The 15,021-nt window shown below is 49.0% G+C and carries 11 protein-coding genes; 2 read left to right on the forward strand and 9 right to left on the reverse strand.

The annotated features are described in order from the left end of the window. Positions 1 to 22: 22 nt before the first annotated feature. The 9 genes from leuD to ilvE all read right to left on the reverse strand — a co-directional run bounded on the left by leuD (position 23) and on the right by ilvE (position 11,430). Positions 23 to 604, reverse strand: coding sequence for a 3-isopropylmalate dehydratase small subunit (leuD, locus tag RB160_RS10555; RefSeq protein WP_316570236.1), 582 nt, complete (start codon positions 602 to 604; stop codon positions 23 to 25). Then, on the reverse strand, positions 605 to 2,023 hold the full coding sequence (gene leuC / locus RB160_RS10560) for a 3-isopropylmalate dehydratase large subunit (RefSeq protein ID WP_316570238.1): 1,419 nt from the start codon (positions 2,021 to 2,023) through the stop codon (positions 605 to 607). A gap of 15 nt (positions 2,024 to 2,038) precedes the next feature. Further along, the gene (gene leuB, locus RB160_RS10565; RefSeq protein ID WP_316570239.1) at positions 2,039 to 3,145 is read right to left on the reverse strand and encodes a 3-isopropylmalate dehydrogenase; all 1,107 of its coding nucleotides are present in this window, start codon (positions 3,143 to 3,145) and stop codon (positions 2,039 to 2,041) included. 34 nt (positions 3,146 to 3,179) lie between these two features. Then, positions 3,180 to 4,724, reverse strand: coding sequence for a 2-isopropylmalate synthase (locus tag RB160_RS10570; protein ID WP_316570398.1), 1,545 nt, complete (start codon positions 4,722 to 4,724; stop codon positions 3,180 to 3,182). A gap of 272 nt (positions 4,725 to 4,996) precedes the next feature. Next, a complete protein-coding gene (gene ilvC, locus RB160_RS10575; protein WP_316570240.1) occupies positions 4,997 to 6,007 on the reverse strand; it encodes a ketol-acid reductoisomerase in 1,011 nt (336 codons plus the stop codon). 44 nt (positions 6,008 to 6,051) lie between these two features. After that, a complete protein-coding gene (gene ilvN, locus RB160_RS10580) occupies positions 6,052 to 6,573 on the reverse strand; it encodes an acetolactate synthase small subunit (protein WP_316570242.1) in 522 nt (173 codons plus the stop codon). Continuing rightward, positions 6,570 to 8,279 (reverse strand): acetolactate synthase large subunit, encoded by a 1,710-nt coding sequence (ilvB, locus tag RB160_RS10585; protein WP_316570399.1) that lies wholly within the window; start codon positions 8,277 to 8,279, stop codon positions 6,570 to 6,572. The genes ilvN and ilvB overlap by 4 nt, the downstream gene beginning before the upstream one ends. Positions 8,280 to 8,841: 562 nt before the next feature. Next, complete coding sequence (gene ilvD / locus RB160_RS10590; protein ID WP_316570243.1) at positions 8,842 to 10,509, reverse strand: dihydroxy-acid dehydratase; 1,668 nt, start codon at positions 10,507 to 10,509, stop codon at positions 8,842 to 8,844. 12 nt (positions 10,510 to 10,521) lie between these two features. After that, positions 10,522 to 11,430 (reverse strand): branched-chain-amino-acid transaminase, encoded by a 909-nt coding sequence (ilvE, locus tag RB160_RS10595; RefSeq protein ID WP_316570245.1) that lies wholly within the window; start codon positions 11,428 to 11,430, stop codon positions 10,522 to 10,524. 481 nt (positions 11,431 to 11,911) lie between these two features. On the opposite strand from ilvE, the gene RB160_RS10600 reads away from it, so the two are divergent. Continuing rightward, a complete protein-coding gene (locus RB160_RS10600) occupies positions 11,912 to 13,843 on the forward strand; it encodes an FUSC family protein (RefSeq protein WP_316570246.1) in 1,932 nt (643 codons plus the stop codon). 109 nt (positions 13,844 to 13,952) lie between these two features. Beyond that, complete coding sequence (gene glsA / locus RB160_RS10605) at positions 13,953 to 14,882, forward strand: glutaminase A (RefSeq protein WP_316570247.1); 930 nt, start codon at positions 13,953 to 13,955, stop codon at positions 14,880 to 14,882. The last annotated feature ends 139 nt before the right edge of the window (positions 14,883 to 15,021 follow it).

Consider the following 15,021-nt stretch of genomic DNA (forward strand, 5'->3'; position numbering starts at 1 on the left):
CTTCAATTTCAAAAATTAAATGTTAAAGCCTGTTTTCAAACTGTGTAATTTTTTCTTCATATAAAAGTGTAATACCGATATCATCCAGTCCGTTATAGAGCATTTCCTTTGAATACTCCGAAATCTCGAATTGATACGAGAATCCTTCCCCGTCTTGGACAGTTTGGGCAGCGAGGTCAACTGTTAACGAATAGCTTCCAGCTTCTGCTTTTGCCATAAGCTGTTGGATTTGCTCATAAGGCATTTCGATTGCCAATATCCCGTTTTTCACGCAATTGTTTTTAAAAATATCGGCATAGCTTGGGGCGATGATAATCTTGAAGCCATAGTCGAGAAGAGCCCATGGGGCATGTTCCCGGGAAGAACCACAGCCGAAGTTGTCACCAGCTAGCAGGATGGACGCGCCGTCATATTTTTTATCATGGAGCGGGAAATCCTCAATCGTCTTGCCCGAATGGTCGAACCGCCAGTTGTAAAACAGGAACTGCCCGAATCCCTGGCGCTCGATCCGTTTTAAAAATTGCTTCGGTATAATCTGGTCGGTGTCCACATTGCTTCGGTCAAGCGGAAACACTAGCCCGGTATGGATTGTGATTGGTTCCATTTACAGCACCTCCACTGCGGCGAATTGGCGAATGTCGACAAAGCGGCCTTCAATTGCGGCTGCTGCGGCCATTTCAGGGCTGACAAGATGGGTTCGGGCACCTGTCCCCTGGCGGCCTTCGAAGTTCCGGTTTGAGGTCGAAGCGCAACGCTCGCCTGGCGGAACGACATCATCATTCATCGCGAGGCACATGCTGCAGCCAGCATCACGCCATTCAAAGCCCGCGTTTTTGAAAATTGCATCCAGGCCTTCCTGTTCGGCGGCGGCTTTCACGCTTTTAGAACCTGGTACAACGATTGCTTTAACCTCAGGATTGACATGGCGTCCCTCGATGACGGAAGCCGCCCTCCGTAAATCGCTCAGCCTTGAATTTGTACACGATCCGATAAACACATGCTCAATTGTGACAGAAGTAATGGGCTGACCGGCTTCAAGGCCCATATAGTCGAGGGCACGCTCAATCTCCTGTTTTTCACTCTCCGAAGCCGCGGATTCCGGAGTTGGAATCATTGCGTCGACAGGGATGCACATTCCAGGATTTGTTCCCCAGGTAACCTGTGGCGCGATCTCAGAGGCTTCAATTTCGATTGTCTTATCGTAAACAGCGCCTTCATCCGTTGCGAGCGCGCGCCACTTCTCGACCGCTTTGTCAAATTCAGACCCTTGTGGAGCATATTTTCTGCCGCGAAGATAGTTGAAAGTTGTTTCGTCTGGAGTAATCAAGCCTGCACGGGCACCTGCCTCAATTGACATGTTGCAGACGGTCATCCTTTCCTCCATTGAAAGGGAACGGATCGCCTCGCCTGTATATTCAATTACATATCCCGTTCCGAACCGGACTCCATTCTGGGCAATGATTGCCAAAATCAAATCCTTCGCTGTCACGCCGAACCCGAGCTTACCGTTTACCTTGATGTTCAATGTTTTCGGGTGCTGCTGCCAAAGGGTTTGCGTAGCAAGGACATGCTCAACTTCGCTTGTGCCGATTCCGAATGCAAGTGCTCCAAACGCGCCGTGCGTAGAAGTATGGCTGTCGCCGCAAACGATTGTCTTGCCAGGTTGGGTAAGGCCAAGCTCCGGGCCGATTACATGGACGATTCCATTGTCGGGATGGGCAATGTCAGCAAGCGGAATGTTGAATTCACGGCAGTTATCAATCAGCGTTTCGATTTGCTTCTTCGAAATTAAATCTTTAATGACAGACTGGTTCTTTGTCGGTACGTTGTGGTCCATTGTTGCAAAAGTAAGGTCAGGCCTCCGGACAGAGCGCCCATTCATCCTTAGTCCTTCAAAGGCCTGAGGAGAAGTCACTTCGTGTACGAGATGTAAATCGATATACAAAAGGTCAGGCCTGCCATCCTCTTGATGGACAACGTGCTGTTCCCATATTTTTTCGATGATTGTCTTTGGCGAGTGCATGGTTATCCCCCTTCTTTAGGCGTAGCAGTCCATAATGCAGTTGGACGCGTTTCTTGTTTTAATCGTGTCGATTATCATTTGGGTCATTTCTTTCGTTCCAACCTTTTGCCCGCTGGCGGCTTTAATGTCTGCTGTGTGGAATCCGTCATTCAGGATGGATTCGACCGTTTCTTCAATTACGTTCGCTTCTTCATTCAGCCCAAAAGAATGCCTCAGCATCATAGCCGCGGATAGGATCATGGCGACAGGATTGGCAATTCCTTTTCCGGCGATGTCAGGCGCTGAGCCGTGGACCGGTTCATAAAGGCCGAATCCATCTTCCCTAAGGCTCGCGGACGGAAGCATTCCAAGCGACCCTGTTAAAACCGAGGCTTCGTCGCTTAAAATATCGCCAAACATGTTCTCGGTTACAATGACATCGAACTGGGAGGGGTTCGTAATCAATTTCATTGCCGCCGCGTCAACAAGCACATGTTCCACTGCAACATCCGGATATTGCTGTTTCTTTTCCTCAACAACTTCCCGCCAAAGCTTGCTCGATTCAAGCACATTGGCCTTGTCTACCGAAGTCAGATGCCCACGGCGCTGCTCGGCGCATTGGAAAGCTTTGTCTACGATTCTTTCAATCTCGGCGCGTGAATAGAAAAGAGTATCGACTGCCGACTGGCCATTGTCTCGCCGCTCGCTTGGAGTTCCGAAATAAAGGCCGCCAGTAAGCTCCCTGACGATAAGGAGATCGCTTCCTTTAACAACGTCTTCCTTAAGAGGGGATGCGTGAAGCAGTTTTTCAAAGCCTTTTATCGGCCTTAGGTTAGCAAAGAGCCCGAGTTCTTTTCTAATTCCCAATAAACCTCTTTCAGGCCTTAAATGGGAAGGGTTCGTATCCCATTTTGGCCCGCCAACCGCTCCAAGGAGTACAGCATCAGCCTTTTTACAGGCGGCCGATGTTTCGGATGGAAGCGGGGTGTCGTGTCTGTCAATCGCAGTTCCGCCAATGTCGTGGCTTTCAAAAGTGAAAGAATGGTTGAATTCCTCGGCGATTGTGTTTAAGACAGCCTTGGCCGAGGCCATTACCTCTTGCCCTATGCCATCTCCGGGCAGCATGACGATATGTTTTTTCATGGACGTGGCCTCCTCGGTTTTTTTGTATGGGCTATTAGCTATTCGCTGTTTGCAGGACCTTCGTGGTTTGTCCGTAAAAGACCCGGTTGACAGCGTTTAAGAATGCTTTTGCGGAGGCTTCGAGAACATCATGTGATGATCCGCGCCCGCTTACAGGCAAATCATTGACAATCATTTTTACATGGACCTCCGCAAGGGCATCTCGTCCTTGGCCTACGGAGTTTAATTGGTATTTCGTCAAATGGATTTCTTCTTTTATCAGCGCTTCAAGAGTGTTATATAGAGCCTCCACCGGGCCTTTTCCAGTACGGGCTGTTTCGGTGCGTATCCCTTCCGGTGTTGTCAATGCAACGGTAGCAGTTGGAAGGTTGATGGAGCCGGATTGAACCTGGTAGGCAAGCAGTTCATATTTTTTAACATCGGATACAGCCGTCTGGATATCCGTAAGAATCGTGAACAAATCTTCGTCGGTGACTTCTTTTTTTCGGTCTGTCAGTGACTTGAATTGCCTGAAAGCTTCTTCCGATTTTTCCTCGGTTAGTGAGAATCCAAGCTTTTCAATTTTCTCCTTAAAGGCATGGCGTCCGGAGTGTTTCCCGAGTACAAGCTCGTTCGATTCGATACCGACCATCGATGGATTGATAATTTCATAGGTTTGCGGGTGTTTCAGGACTCCATCCTGATGGATGCCCGATTCGTGGGCGAAAGCATTCTGCCCGACGACCGCCTTGTTCGGGGCAATCGGCATCCCGGTAAGCTTCCGGACCAAATCGCTCGTCCGCTTGATTTCTTTTAAGTTCAATCCTGTGGAAAAAGGAAACTGGTCCTTGCGGATGCCAAGGGCTACGGCGAATTCCTCGAGTGCCGCGTTCCCGGCGCGTTCACCAATTCCGTTGATCGTTCCTTCAACCTGGGTTGCCCCATTTTCAATGGCGGCGAGGGAATTGGCAATTGCAAGACCAAGGTCATCATGGCAATGCGCCGATAAAATTGCTTTATCAATATTTCGGACATTTTCCCTCACATAACGGAACATCCGGCCATATTCCGCAGGGGTCGCATAACCGACAGTGTCAGGTAAATTGATGACAGTCGCTCCTGCATCAATGACCTTTTCGATGATTTGGACAAGGAAATCAAGGTCAGAACGCGATGCATCCTCAGCGGACCATTCAATCTGCGGAAACTTTGTCTTAGCATAACGAACCATATCGACAGCCAGCTGGGTGACCTGTTCAGGTGATTTTTTTAGCTTGTATGTCATATGGATGGGGGAGGTGGCAATGAATAAATGCAGGCGCGGGGCTTCCGCTTCTTTCAGTGCCTCCCAGCTGGTATCAATATCGTTTTTCGTTGCCCTTGAAAGGCCAGCGATCGATACATTCCTGACGGTTCTGGCTATCGTCCGTACAGCTTCAAAGTCTCCTTGTGAAGAAGCGGGAAACCCGGCTTCCATTACATTCACGCCAAACCGTTCAAGCTGCCTGGCAATCTCCAACTTTTCGAGCTGATTCAAATTGACTCCAGGAGATTGCTCCCCATCGCGCAAGGTCGTATCAAATATGTGAATGTTTTGCACCACTAGAATTCCCTTCCTTCATTTTTAGGTAGGACCCCTTGCCTTAAATAGAAGGGAAGGGGCCTCGGTTTTTATGAAACTAGTTCTATTATTTTAAAAAAACATAAGAATGTATAAAATTTGTCTAGCTCCAACGCCCAGCGCCTAGTGTACTTCGGTCCCCTCGCTACGATAAGTCAACATCGATTCGCATTCGCTCATCGTGTTTCCTTTATCTCCATCGGGGCCCTCCAGTCCATACAGCGCTAAACGTGCGTCTCCGCTTTTCTAATTTAACGTGACATTGCCTTTTGCTTTGGTTTTACGAATGGCATCAGTTCGCGGAGTTCGCGTCCGACCGTTTCGATTGGGTGGCTGTTTTCCCGTGCATTGATTGCGTTGAACTGCGGGCGGTTCGCCTGGTTTTCAAGGATCCAGCCTTTCGCGAATTCACCAGTCTGGATGTCGTGAAGGATTTCCTTCATGCGCGCCTTCGTTTCTTCGTTAACGACCCGTGGGCCGGAAACGAAGTCACCCCATTGCGCGGTATCCGAGATGGAGTAGCGCATGTTTTCGAGACCACCTTCATACATGAGGTCAACAATCAGCTTCAGTTCATGGAGGCATTCGAAGTAGGCGACTTCTGGCTGATATCCGGCTTCTGTCAACGTTTCGAAGCCTGCTTTGACAAGGCTGGTCAGCCCGCCGCAAAGGACTGCCTGCTCACCGAACAGGTCGGTTTCAGTTTCTTCCTGGAATGTAGTTTCCAATACGCCGGCGCGGGCGGAACCAATTCCTTTCGCATAGGCAAGTGCAATTTCTTTCGCCTGGCCTGAGTAATCCTGGTAGACTGCAAACAGGGCAGGGACCCCAGCGCCTTCCTGGTATGTACGGCGGACAAGATGGCCAGGGCCTTTCGGTGCTACAAGGAATACGTCCACATTGGCAGGTGGCACAATCTGATTGAAGTGGACATTGAACCCATGCGCGAAAACAAGGGCGGCTCCAGGCTTGAGGTTATTTTTAATGCTCTCCTCGTACACCTGTGGCTGTTTTTCATCAGGAAGGAGAACCATAACGACATCGGCTTGTGCAGTTGCTTCGGCAACGGAACAAACTGCCACGCCGTCCTCTACAGCTTTGTCCCATGACTTTCCGCCGCGAAGCCCGACTACGACATCATAGCCGCTTTCCTTCAGGTTCAAAGCGTGGGCGTGGCCCTGGGAACCATAGCCGATTACCGCGATTTTTTTCGATTTCAATACCTCTTCAAAAATGTCCTGATTATAAAGTACTTTTGCCATTTGTTATCATCCTTTCGAGTATGTTTGCATGTATTTTTTAATTCTTACCTCTGTAGCGAATAAGAAGGTAATTCGGATACTTGCGGCTGGCTTCCGCGCAAGAGGGCGGTAATGCCGGTCCGTGCTATTTCCTTGATTCCATATGGCCTGAGCAATTCAATCAGCGCTTCGACTTTTTCCGGCTTCCCGGTTACCTGGACAGCAAGGCTTTCCTTGCTGACGTCAATGACTGACGCGCGGAATGGATCAATAATTTCCTTGATTTCCCGGCGAAGCTGGCCGCTGCTCGCAACCCTGATCAGGGCTAGCTCGCGGGAGACAACCGCCTTATCGGTAATATCCGAAACTTTTAAAACATCAATCTGTTTATGAAGCTGCTTCGTCAGCTGTTCAACCTTTTGGCTATCTTCAACGTCGACAACAAGTGTCATTTTTGAGATTCCGTCAATTTCTGTCGGCCCGACCGAAATGCTCTCAATATTGAATTGGCGCCGCTGCAGGAGGCCGGTTACACGGTTAAGGACGCCGCTTTTGTTTTGGACAGTGGCTGTAATGATCCGCTTCATGGTTTCACTCCTATCATTTCGTGCAATCCCTTGCCTGGGGCAATCATCGGGTAGACATTCCCTTCGAGGACGACCCTGCAATCGAGGATAACCGGTCCGTCGTAGGCAAGCGCCTCGGGCAGGATGCGCATCAATTCTTCCTCGGTTTGGATTTTGGCGCCTTTGATTGAATAGCTCTCCGCTAATTTGACAAAGTCGGGCTGGACAGGCAAAAGCGATTCCGAATAGCGTTCTTCATAAAATTCCTCTTGCCATTGGCGGACCATTCCAAGAGCCCCGTTATTAACAATGATGACTTTGACAGGAAGGTTCAGTTCCTGCAGGACGCCGAGCTCCTGAAGTGTCATCTGGAACCCGCCATCGCCGACGAATGCGATCACTGTTTTATCGGGTGCTGCAAGCTGGGCGCCAATTGCAGCAGGGAAGCCGAAGCCCATCGTGCCAAGCCCGCCGGATGTTACCCATCGGTCTGGATTGTCCAATGTGTAATGCTGGGCCGCCCACATTTGGTGCTGGCCTACGTCAGTCGTGACTATCGCTTCACCGCCTGATGCTTCATACACCGCCTGAATAACCTGTTGCGCGCTTAGCCTCTGGTTATAGTCGGTATACCAAAGTGGGTACTTGCTCTTGTTTTCTGCAAGCTTGTTTAGCCATTCGGCATGGTTTTTCATCTCAAACTCGTGTTTCATTAGTTCGTTTAGTGCTTCCTTTGAGTCGGCAACAATCGGGATGCTTGTCGGTACGTTTTTTCCAATTTCCGCCGGGTCGATATCGATATGTGCAACTCTCGCCATTGGAGCGAAATGCTTCAGGTTGCCTGTAAGGCGGTCATCGAATCTGGCGCCGATATTGAGAAGCAGGTCACATTCATATAGAGCCATGTTGGCTGTATAGGTTCCGTGCATCCCAGCCATTCCAAGCGAAAGCTCATGGGTCCCGGGGAAACTGCCTAGCCCAAGAAGTGTTGTTGTGACCGGAATCCGGTACTTCTCGGCTAGCGCCCTCAATTCCGCGGTAGCCTTCCCGTGGAGGATTCCCGCCCCAGCGAGGATGACAGGCTTCTTTGCTTTTGATAACGCATCGGCAAGCTTGTTGATTTGAAGCGGGTTCGGCCTTGTTGTCGGCTGGTAGCCCGGCAGGTGAAAGTCCGTATCCAATTCCATTTCGAAAACAGCATTTGCCGAGATATCCTTTGGCATATCAATCACAACCGGTCCCGGCCTGCCAGTCGAAGCAATGTGGAAGGCTTCTTTAATGATTCTCGGAAGATCGGCAATAGACCGGACCTGGTAATTATGTTTTGTAATCGGGGTGGTAATGCCGATGATATCCGCTTCCTGGAAAGCATCGGTTCCAATCACGCTGGTAGCGACCTGTCCCGTAAAGACAATGAGCGGCAAGGAGTCCATCATCGCATCCGCGATCCCTGTGATAAGGTTCGTTGCGCCAGGGCCGGATGTAGCAAGGACGACGCCGGGCCTTCCGGTTACGCGGGCATATCCCTCGGCGGCATGGATGGAACCCTGCTCATGCCGGAACAATAGGTGCCTGATTTGGCCTTTTGCCCTGTAAATCGCATCATATATTGGCAGCACGGCTCCTCCCGGATACCCGAAGATTGTATCGACCCCTTCATTCACCAATGATTCAATCAGGACATCGGCACCCGTTTTTGGTGTAACAGCCTGCTCCATCGCCGGCATTGTCTCCACTTTCACGTCAATCCCTCCATTTTTTAAAAGTAAGGCATAAATAATTGCCAGTTTGGCATAATTAATAGCTTTTTTGGCATTCATACCGTCAAGTTCGGCATTAATACGGTCCAGTTAGGCATAAATCCCGCTTTGTCATACGGCCTGGTTTGGCATTAAATACAAGTGTAATCGGCATAATTACTTGGAACTCGGAATGTCATAAATGGGCGCGGGACCTTTTTTTCCAATAAAAAAACCTTTTCTCCCGCGAACATCCCGCCGCTTGAAAGCAGCAGGATATTCGGGGAGAAAAGGCATCAGTCTTTCCTCGGTACCACCCGGATTCACGGCAGTCTTGCAACTGCCGCCTCATGAAGCGGAAAAATCCGCTCCGTTTTAGTAACGAGTGCCGAAAACACCCGATTAAGCCTAGTAGGGAGGACCGTTCAGCTTAATACTCAGGGACGATGTCAGAATAAGTAGTATTGCCGGCTTCCAGCTGCCCCGGCTCTCTGTGAATACTAGGCTCTTATTCCTTTGTTCCCGTCAACGATTTATCGCTATAAATCTTTTAAAATTTCATGATTCCGCCTGTACTTGCCGAAGTGACAAGTTTGGCGTACTTGGCTAGGTATCCGGTTTTGATTTTTGGCTCAGGTTTTATCCAGTTTTTTTGTCTTTCTTCTAAAACGTCCCTGTCGACGATCAAGTTGATTGAGCGAGACTCAAGGTCAATCATGATCAGGTCTCCGTCTTCAACAAAAGCAATCGGGCCGCCCTCGGCTGCTTCCGGGGAAATGTGCCCAACCGATATGCCGCGGCTTGCACCGGAAAAGCGGCCATCGGTAATCAAGGCAACTTCCTTTTCCAGCCCCCGGCCGGCAATCGCGGCGGTAGGGGCGAGCATTTCAGGCATTCCCGGCCCGCCTTTTGGCCCCTCATAACGGATGACCACGACATGGCCAGGCTTTACTTCTCCGCTGTCGATTCCTGCCTGGGCTTCTTCCTGTGATTCGAAAACAATCGCTTCACCGGTGAACCTCTTTATCGATGGATCAACTGCTCCGACTTTGATGACACCGCCATCGGGGGCAAGATTACCAAAAAGGATGGACAATCCGCCGACCGGGCTGTAAGGGTTATCCTTTCTCCTGATAACCTGGTCGTTTGTGATTTCTGCATCCTTTACGGTTTCGTAAAGGGTTTCTCCGGTAATGGTGATCGCGTCCTTGTGAATCAGGCCGTCAATCTTGCACAATTCGTGGATAATTGCACTCACTCCGCCAGCATGATGCACATCTTCCATGGAATAGTCAGAAGCAGGGCTTATTTTTGAAAGATATGGCACTTTTTCTGCAATCTGGTTAATTTCATGCAGGTCATAATCGATTCCCGCCTCGTGGGCAATGGCTAATGTATGCAGTACTGTGTTGGTGGAGCCGCCCATTGCCATATCAAGCGCGAAGGCATTGTCAAACGCTTCTTTCGTCATAATATCGCGTGGCTTGATATCTTTTTTGACCAAGTCGATTAAGTGTTTCGCTGCCCGTCGGATCAACTCATGCCGCGTATCGGAAGTGGCAACAATCGTTCCGTTGCCTGGCACTGTCATGCCGAGTACTTCCATGAGGCAGTTCATTGAATTTGCGGTGAACATGCCGGAGCATGAACCGCAGGTAGGGCATGCATTCGTTTCAATATCGAGCAATTCCTGCTGGGTGATGGTGCCTTTGTTGTAAGCGCCGACCCCTTCAAAAACAGAAACGAGTGAGAGCGGCTTTCCGGTCGAGGAAACGCCTGCTTCCATCGGCCCTCCAGATACAAACACGGAAGGGACATTCGTCCTTGCCGCTGCCATCAGCATCCCGGGGGTAATCTTGTCACAGTTCGGGATGTAAAAAACTCCGTCGAACCAATGGGCGTTGATAACCGTTTCCGCGCTGTCCGCGATGATTTCCCGGCTCGGAAGTGAATAGCGCATCCCGATATGGCCCATTGCAATTCCGTCGTCAACGCCTATTGTGTTGAACTCGAACGGTACGCCGCCCGCTTCCCGAATCGCTTCTTTCACCACTTCGGCAAAAACATTGAGGTGCTTATGCCCGGGGATGATGTCGATATAGGAGTTGCAGACGCCAATGAAAGGCTTGTCCAGGTCGCTTGTTTTAACGCCGGTTGCATAAAGCAGGCTCCGGTGCGGGGCCCGGTCAAATCCTTTTTTGATCATATCGCTTCGCATGCTTGCCCTCCTTTAACCTACGAACGCTTTCTCTTTGGTTTCCGGATAGCACTTAACACCATCCTCGGTAACGAGCTTCCTGAATTCAGCTAGAAGATGGTTCGTGATTGGCCCAGGCTTGCCATTGCCAATTTTACGGGTATCCACATCGATGACCGCGATAACCTCGACCGCAGTTCCTGTCAAGAACACTTCGTCAGCGACATACACATCATGCCGGGTAAATGGCCGTTCCTTCACTTCATAGCCATTCTGCTTCGCCAGGTCGATAATTGCGTTGCGGGTGATTCCTTCCAACGCGCCAAGGTAGACTGGAGGAGTGTAAATGACGCCGTTTTTCACAATGAAAATGTTGTCGGCGGATCCTTCTGTCACATAGCCTTGGTCATTCAGCATGAGCGCTTCATCGACACCAGCCTGGCTTGCTTCAAGTTTAACAAGAATGTTGTTTAAATAGTTGAGTGATTTAATCTGCGGGCTAAGGACATCAGGACGGTTCCGCCTAGTTGCAACCGAACCGACTTTCAGGCCGCGTTCATACAGCTCTTTCGGATAAAGCGCCAGCGGTTCCGCAATAACAATGACCCGTGGCTGGGAACAGGATGCCGGATCAAGGCCTAGATTCCCTTTTCCCCTTGAAACAACCACGCGTATGTAGGCACTCGATAATTCATTTTTGCGTACCGTATCAACGATGATTTGGGTCATTTCTTCAAATGTATAAGGAATTTGAAGCATGATTGAGTGGGCTGATTCGTATAGCCTTTTCAAGTGTGCATCTAGCCTGAATACGTTGCCGCTGTAAACACGAATGCCTTCAAATACCCCGTCGCCGTAGAGGAAGCCGTGGTCATATACCGAAACAACCGCATCCTCCTTCTTCACAAACTCACCGCCAAGAAATATATACTGGCTTTCCAAAAAAATCACTCCTCCTAAAAAATTGCCCTGTTAAAAAGATTCTATCGAAAGAAAAAATTAAAAGGTTTGACTCGGAAAAGCCCAATTTTGTATTTTAAAAAAATAGTACGTGAAATAAAATACGAACTTTTCTGAGATTTCCGTTAATGATACTCCCGTTTAATTAAATATTCAAGGGTAAAATAATAAAAATCTGACAACTTTAAATATTCGGTCCATTTGGTAGCGTTTACAATGTTGATAATTCAAGGATAATAATTTTTATAAAAAATTTTAAGAAGTTGGTTATTTAGTTAGCGTAGTTTGGAGTTAATTTACAGTATTTTCTTTTAAATGGAAGTAATGGGGTTGGTTGGTTTTTGGGAACAGAAGACGGCAAATCGTTGTTTCATTTAAAGTGGCGTATACTACATTCAAGTGAATTTTTTGAAGGCAGGGAGGTACTTGCTCTGGATAGTGGTTTTCCGGCGCAATGAACTAGATGGACAAACATGAACGGACATTGAGTGAAATGGCAGTACAAACATTCAAGAACGCCTTTACGGTGAGAAAAAACCCTTTCCCTTGGAGAAAGGCTTTTTGTGCGGGCCTTGCGGCATCATTGCCGATTGTGATCGGATTGCTCCTAGGGAATTTTCACTATGGCATTGCGGCGGGGATGGGGGGATTCGCCTATTTATACGTATTCAACCAGCCTTATGCACAGCGGGCAAAATTGATATTTTTTGTTGCTGCCGGCCTGGCTTTGTCCATGTTCCTCGGCATCCTTCTCTCCCCTTATCCTTTTGGGGTGGCCATTGGGATGGGAATGATAGGAGCAATTGCGACGTTTATGTTTGGCGCGCTAAGGATTACTGGCCCATCGGCAATTTTCTTTATACTTTGTTTTTCAATTGCGACTGGGATTCCGGCTAATCCAGCGGATGCCCCTCTACGTGGCGGGCTGGTTTTATTGGGTGGCGCTCTATCATGGGTGATCGGTATGTTTGGCTGGTTTTTCAATCCTCATGGACCGGAAATAAATGCTGTTAAAAAGGTATATTCTCAATTGGCCGCATTTGCCGATTCCGCCGGGGGAGCAGATTTGAATAATGCCCGGCATGAAACAGTCGCCGTGATAAAGGAAGCGGAGGAAACCATCCTGGCTGGCTATTCTTCTAGGACAGACACGGAATTGTTTAAAAGGCTGTATTTGCTGAACGACCATGCCAACCGTCTGTTTATCGATATTCTTAAATTGGCTGAAGAAAAGAAGAACGGGCTTCCCCCTGAGCTTGGCGATTCATTGCGGGCGTTGGCCAACACAATCGGGTCATCCAGAAAGAACAAGGCAAAAATCCTTCAACCTGACACAGATGATCTAAAAATTGCCGATTTATTCAGGAAAATATACGATGCGGATGCTATCCTGAATGAGCCGGCAGGAAAAATCCACCGCGATGTGAAAATAGCAAAGCCTTCAATCCGGATCAAGCTTTTAGGAGCGTTTGATAAAAACTCGATTGTTTTTCTTTCAGCTGTCCGATTTGGGGTTATCCTAATGGCAGCGTCCCTGATTTCATATGCGTTTCCGTTTGAAAGGCCATACTGGGTCCCCCTTTCCTGTGCGGCGGTTATGCTTGGATCGACAGTCATCTCCACAATTCATCGGGCAATCCAACGGACAATCGGCACATTGGGGGGGCTTTTGATTGCCGGGCTAATTTTGATGAATGTCCATAACGGTTTTGTTGTGGCTTTACTCATTCTATCCCTTTCATTTCTTACAGAGCTGTTCATCGTCCGCAATTATGCGATTGCCGTCCTGTTTATCACTCCGTCCGCTATGATTATCTCGGAATATTCTGCGGAGATACATAACTTTCCCTTTTTCGCAGCGGCGAGGGCGACAGATATCATTGCGGGAAGCATTATCGGGCTTTTGGGAGTTTGGCTTATTTGGCGCAGGACAGCCTCTAGAATGCTCAATCATTATATTGTGAAAACCCTCCGGAGCCAAGGCCAATATGTACTAGGCCTGTTTTCCGAAAACAATGAGAAAATGGAGTTCCATGAGAGCTGGGAACGGAGGAAAATGCACACAAACCTTGTTAACCTCCTAGCGGTCTACACAACAGCTTTGGGAGAATTGCCGAGTAAAAAGAAAAAACTTGAATTGTTCCGGCCGGTTATTTTCTCGATTGAGCAGCTGGGTTTTTACATGGATGCAGCGTTAAAATATGAAAAAAGGCCAGTCCTAAAAGATGAAGAGCTTTCAAGGCTCCTATATATTTTCGAAACGATGGCGAGGGCCGCCGGGCAAAACGAGCCGCCAGCTGAAAAATCTGTACCTGATTTACCTGGTTTTGAAAAAATACAGAATGAAATCATTGCCCTTCAGGCTTCGCTTCGTTTTGGGGAGGGAGCCCGCTAAATACAGTGTTGCGTGCACGGTGAGTTGCCAATCCTGTGCGTGGGCCTGCCCGGCGGTTAGCCGGGCATTTTTCCAAAAAGAGTGGTTCATACTAATACGGGTGATGAAAATGCCGTGTGAGTCGAACGAGGAGTTGAATGCGCTTGTGGAGGAGGCGCGGCCTTTTACGAAGCAGGGGAAGGTCGCGGATTATATTCCGGCGCTCGGTAAAGCGAATGCCGCTGAATTGTCGATTGCGATCCATTATCCGAATGGCGATTGTGTTGCGGCGGGGGAGGTCGAAAGAAAGATTACGCTGCAAAGCATATCAAAGGTGATCAGCCTTGCTCTGGTGTTGATGGACCGGGGGTACGATTATGTTTTTGAGCGGGTCGGGATGGAGCCGACGGGGGACCCGTTCAATTCGATTGCCAAATTGGAGGCTTTGGGTGTGGCAAAGCCGTTGAATCCGATGATTAATGCGGGTGCGCTCGTTGTGACGCACATGATTAAGGGCAGTTCGGTTGGGGAGCGGCTCGGGCGGCTGTTGGCCTTTATTCGGGAGTTGGCGGACAATGAGACGGTTGGGTTTAATGGGGAAGTAGCCCAATCCGAGTTTGAAACAGCCCATTTGAACCGGGCTTTGTGCTATTTTTTGAAGCAGCATGGGGTGATTACAGAGGATGTCGACACGCTGATTGAGTTGTATTCGAAGCAGTGTGCGATTGAGATGGATTGCCGGGATTTGGCTGATATAGGGCTGGTGTTCGCGATGGACGGGGTACACCCGCAAACGGGTAAGCGTGTCATGCCTAAGGATGTAGCAAGGATTTGCAAAACGTTCATGGTAACATGCGGCATGTACAATGCATCCGGTGAGTTTGCCATCAAAATTGGCATTCCGGCAAAGAGCGGCGTTTCGGGCGGAATCATGGGGTCGGTGCCCGGCAAATTTGGCATCGGGATATTCGGCCCCGCATTGGATGCAAAGGGAAACAGCATCGGCGGCATCAAACTCCTCGAACTATTAGCCGAAAAATACTCGCTGAGTATGTTTTAAAAACGCGAACAGTGCCTGTCACGCCCCGAATTTTCTTGTTTCACAAGATGTTTCACAGTCGAAAGGGGTGGACCGCTTCCTGCTCGGTTTCGCGCCATTTCAAGACCAATCAAAATGAACCGTTTGGTCACAACGACCA

Origin of the sequence: Neobacillus sp. YIM B06451 (genome assembly GCF_032667185.1) — a bacterium.
GTDB lineage: Bacteria > Bacillota > Bacilli > Bacillales > Cytobacillaceae > Bacillus_D.

What these genes read in the sequence shown, in the direction of transcription:
- leuD (WP_316570236.1), bottom strand. Translation starts at nt 604, where the DNA reads ATGGAACCAATCACAATCCATACCGGGCTAGTGTTTCCGCTTGACCGA.
- leuC (WP_316570238.1), bottom strand. Translation starts at nt 2,023, where the DNA reads ATGCACTCGCCAAAGACAATCATCGAAAAAATATGGGAACAGCACGTT.
- leuB (WP_316570239.1), bottom strand. Translation starts at nt 3,145, where the DNA reads ATGAAAAAACATATCGTCATGCTGCCCGGAGATGGCATAGGGCAAGAG.
- ilvC (WP_316570240.1), bottom strand. Translation starts at nt 6,007, where the DNA reads ATGGCAAAAGTACTTTATAATCAGGACATTTTTGAAGAGGTATTGAAA.
- ilvN (WP_316570242.1), bottom strand. Translation starts at nt 6,573, where the DNA reads ATGAAGCGGATCATTACAGCCACTGTCCAAAACAAAAGCGGCGTCCTT.
- ilvB (WP_316570399.1), bottom strand. Translation starts at nt 8,279, where the DNA reads ATGCCGGCGATGGAGCAGGCTGTTACACCAAAAACGGGTGCCGATGTC.
- ilvD (WP_316570243.1), bottom strand. Translation starts at nt 10,509, where the DNA reads ATGCGAAGCGATATGATCAAAAAAGGATTTGACCGGGCCCCGCACCGG.
- RB160_RS10600 (WP_316570246.1), top strand. Translation starts at nt 11,912, where the DNA reads ATGGACAAACATGAACGGACATTGAGTGAAATGGCAGTACAAACATTC.
- glsA (WP_316570247.1), top strand. Translation starts at nt 13,953, where the DNA reads ATGCCGTGTGAGTCGAACGAGGAGTTGAATGCGCTTGTGGAGGAGGCG.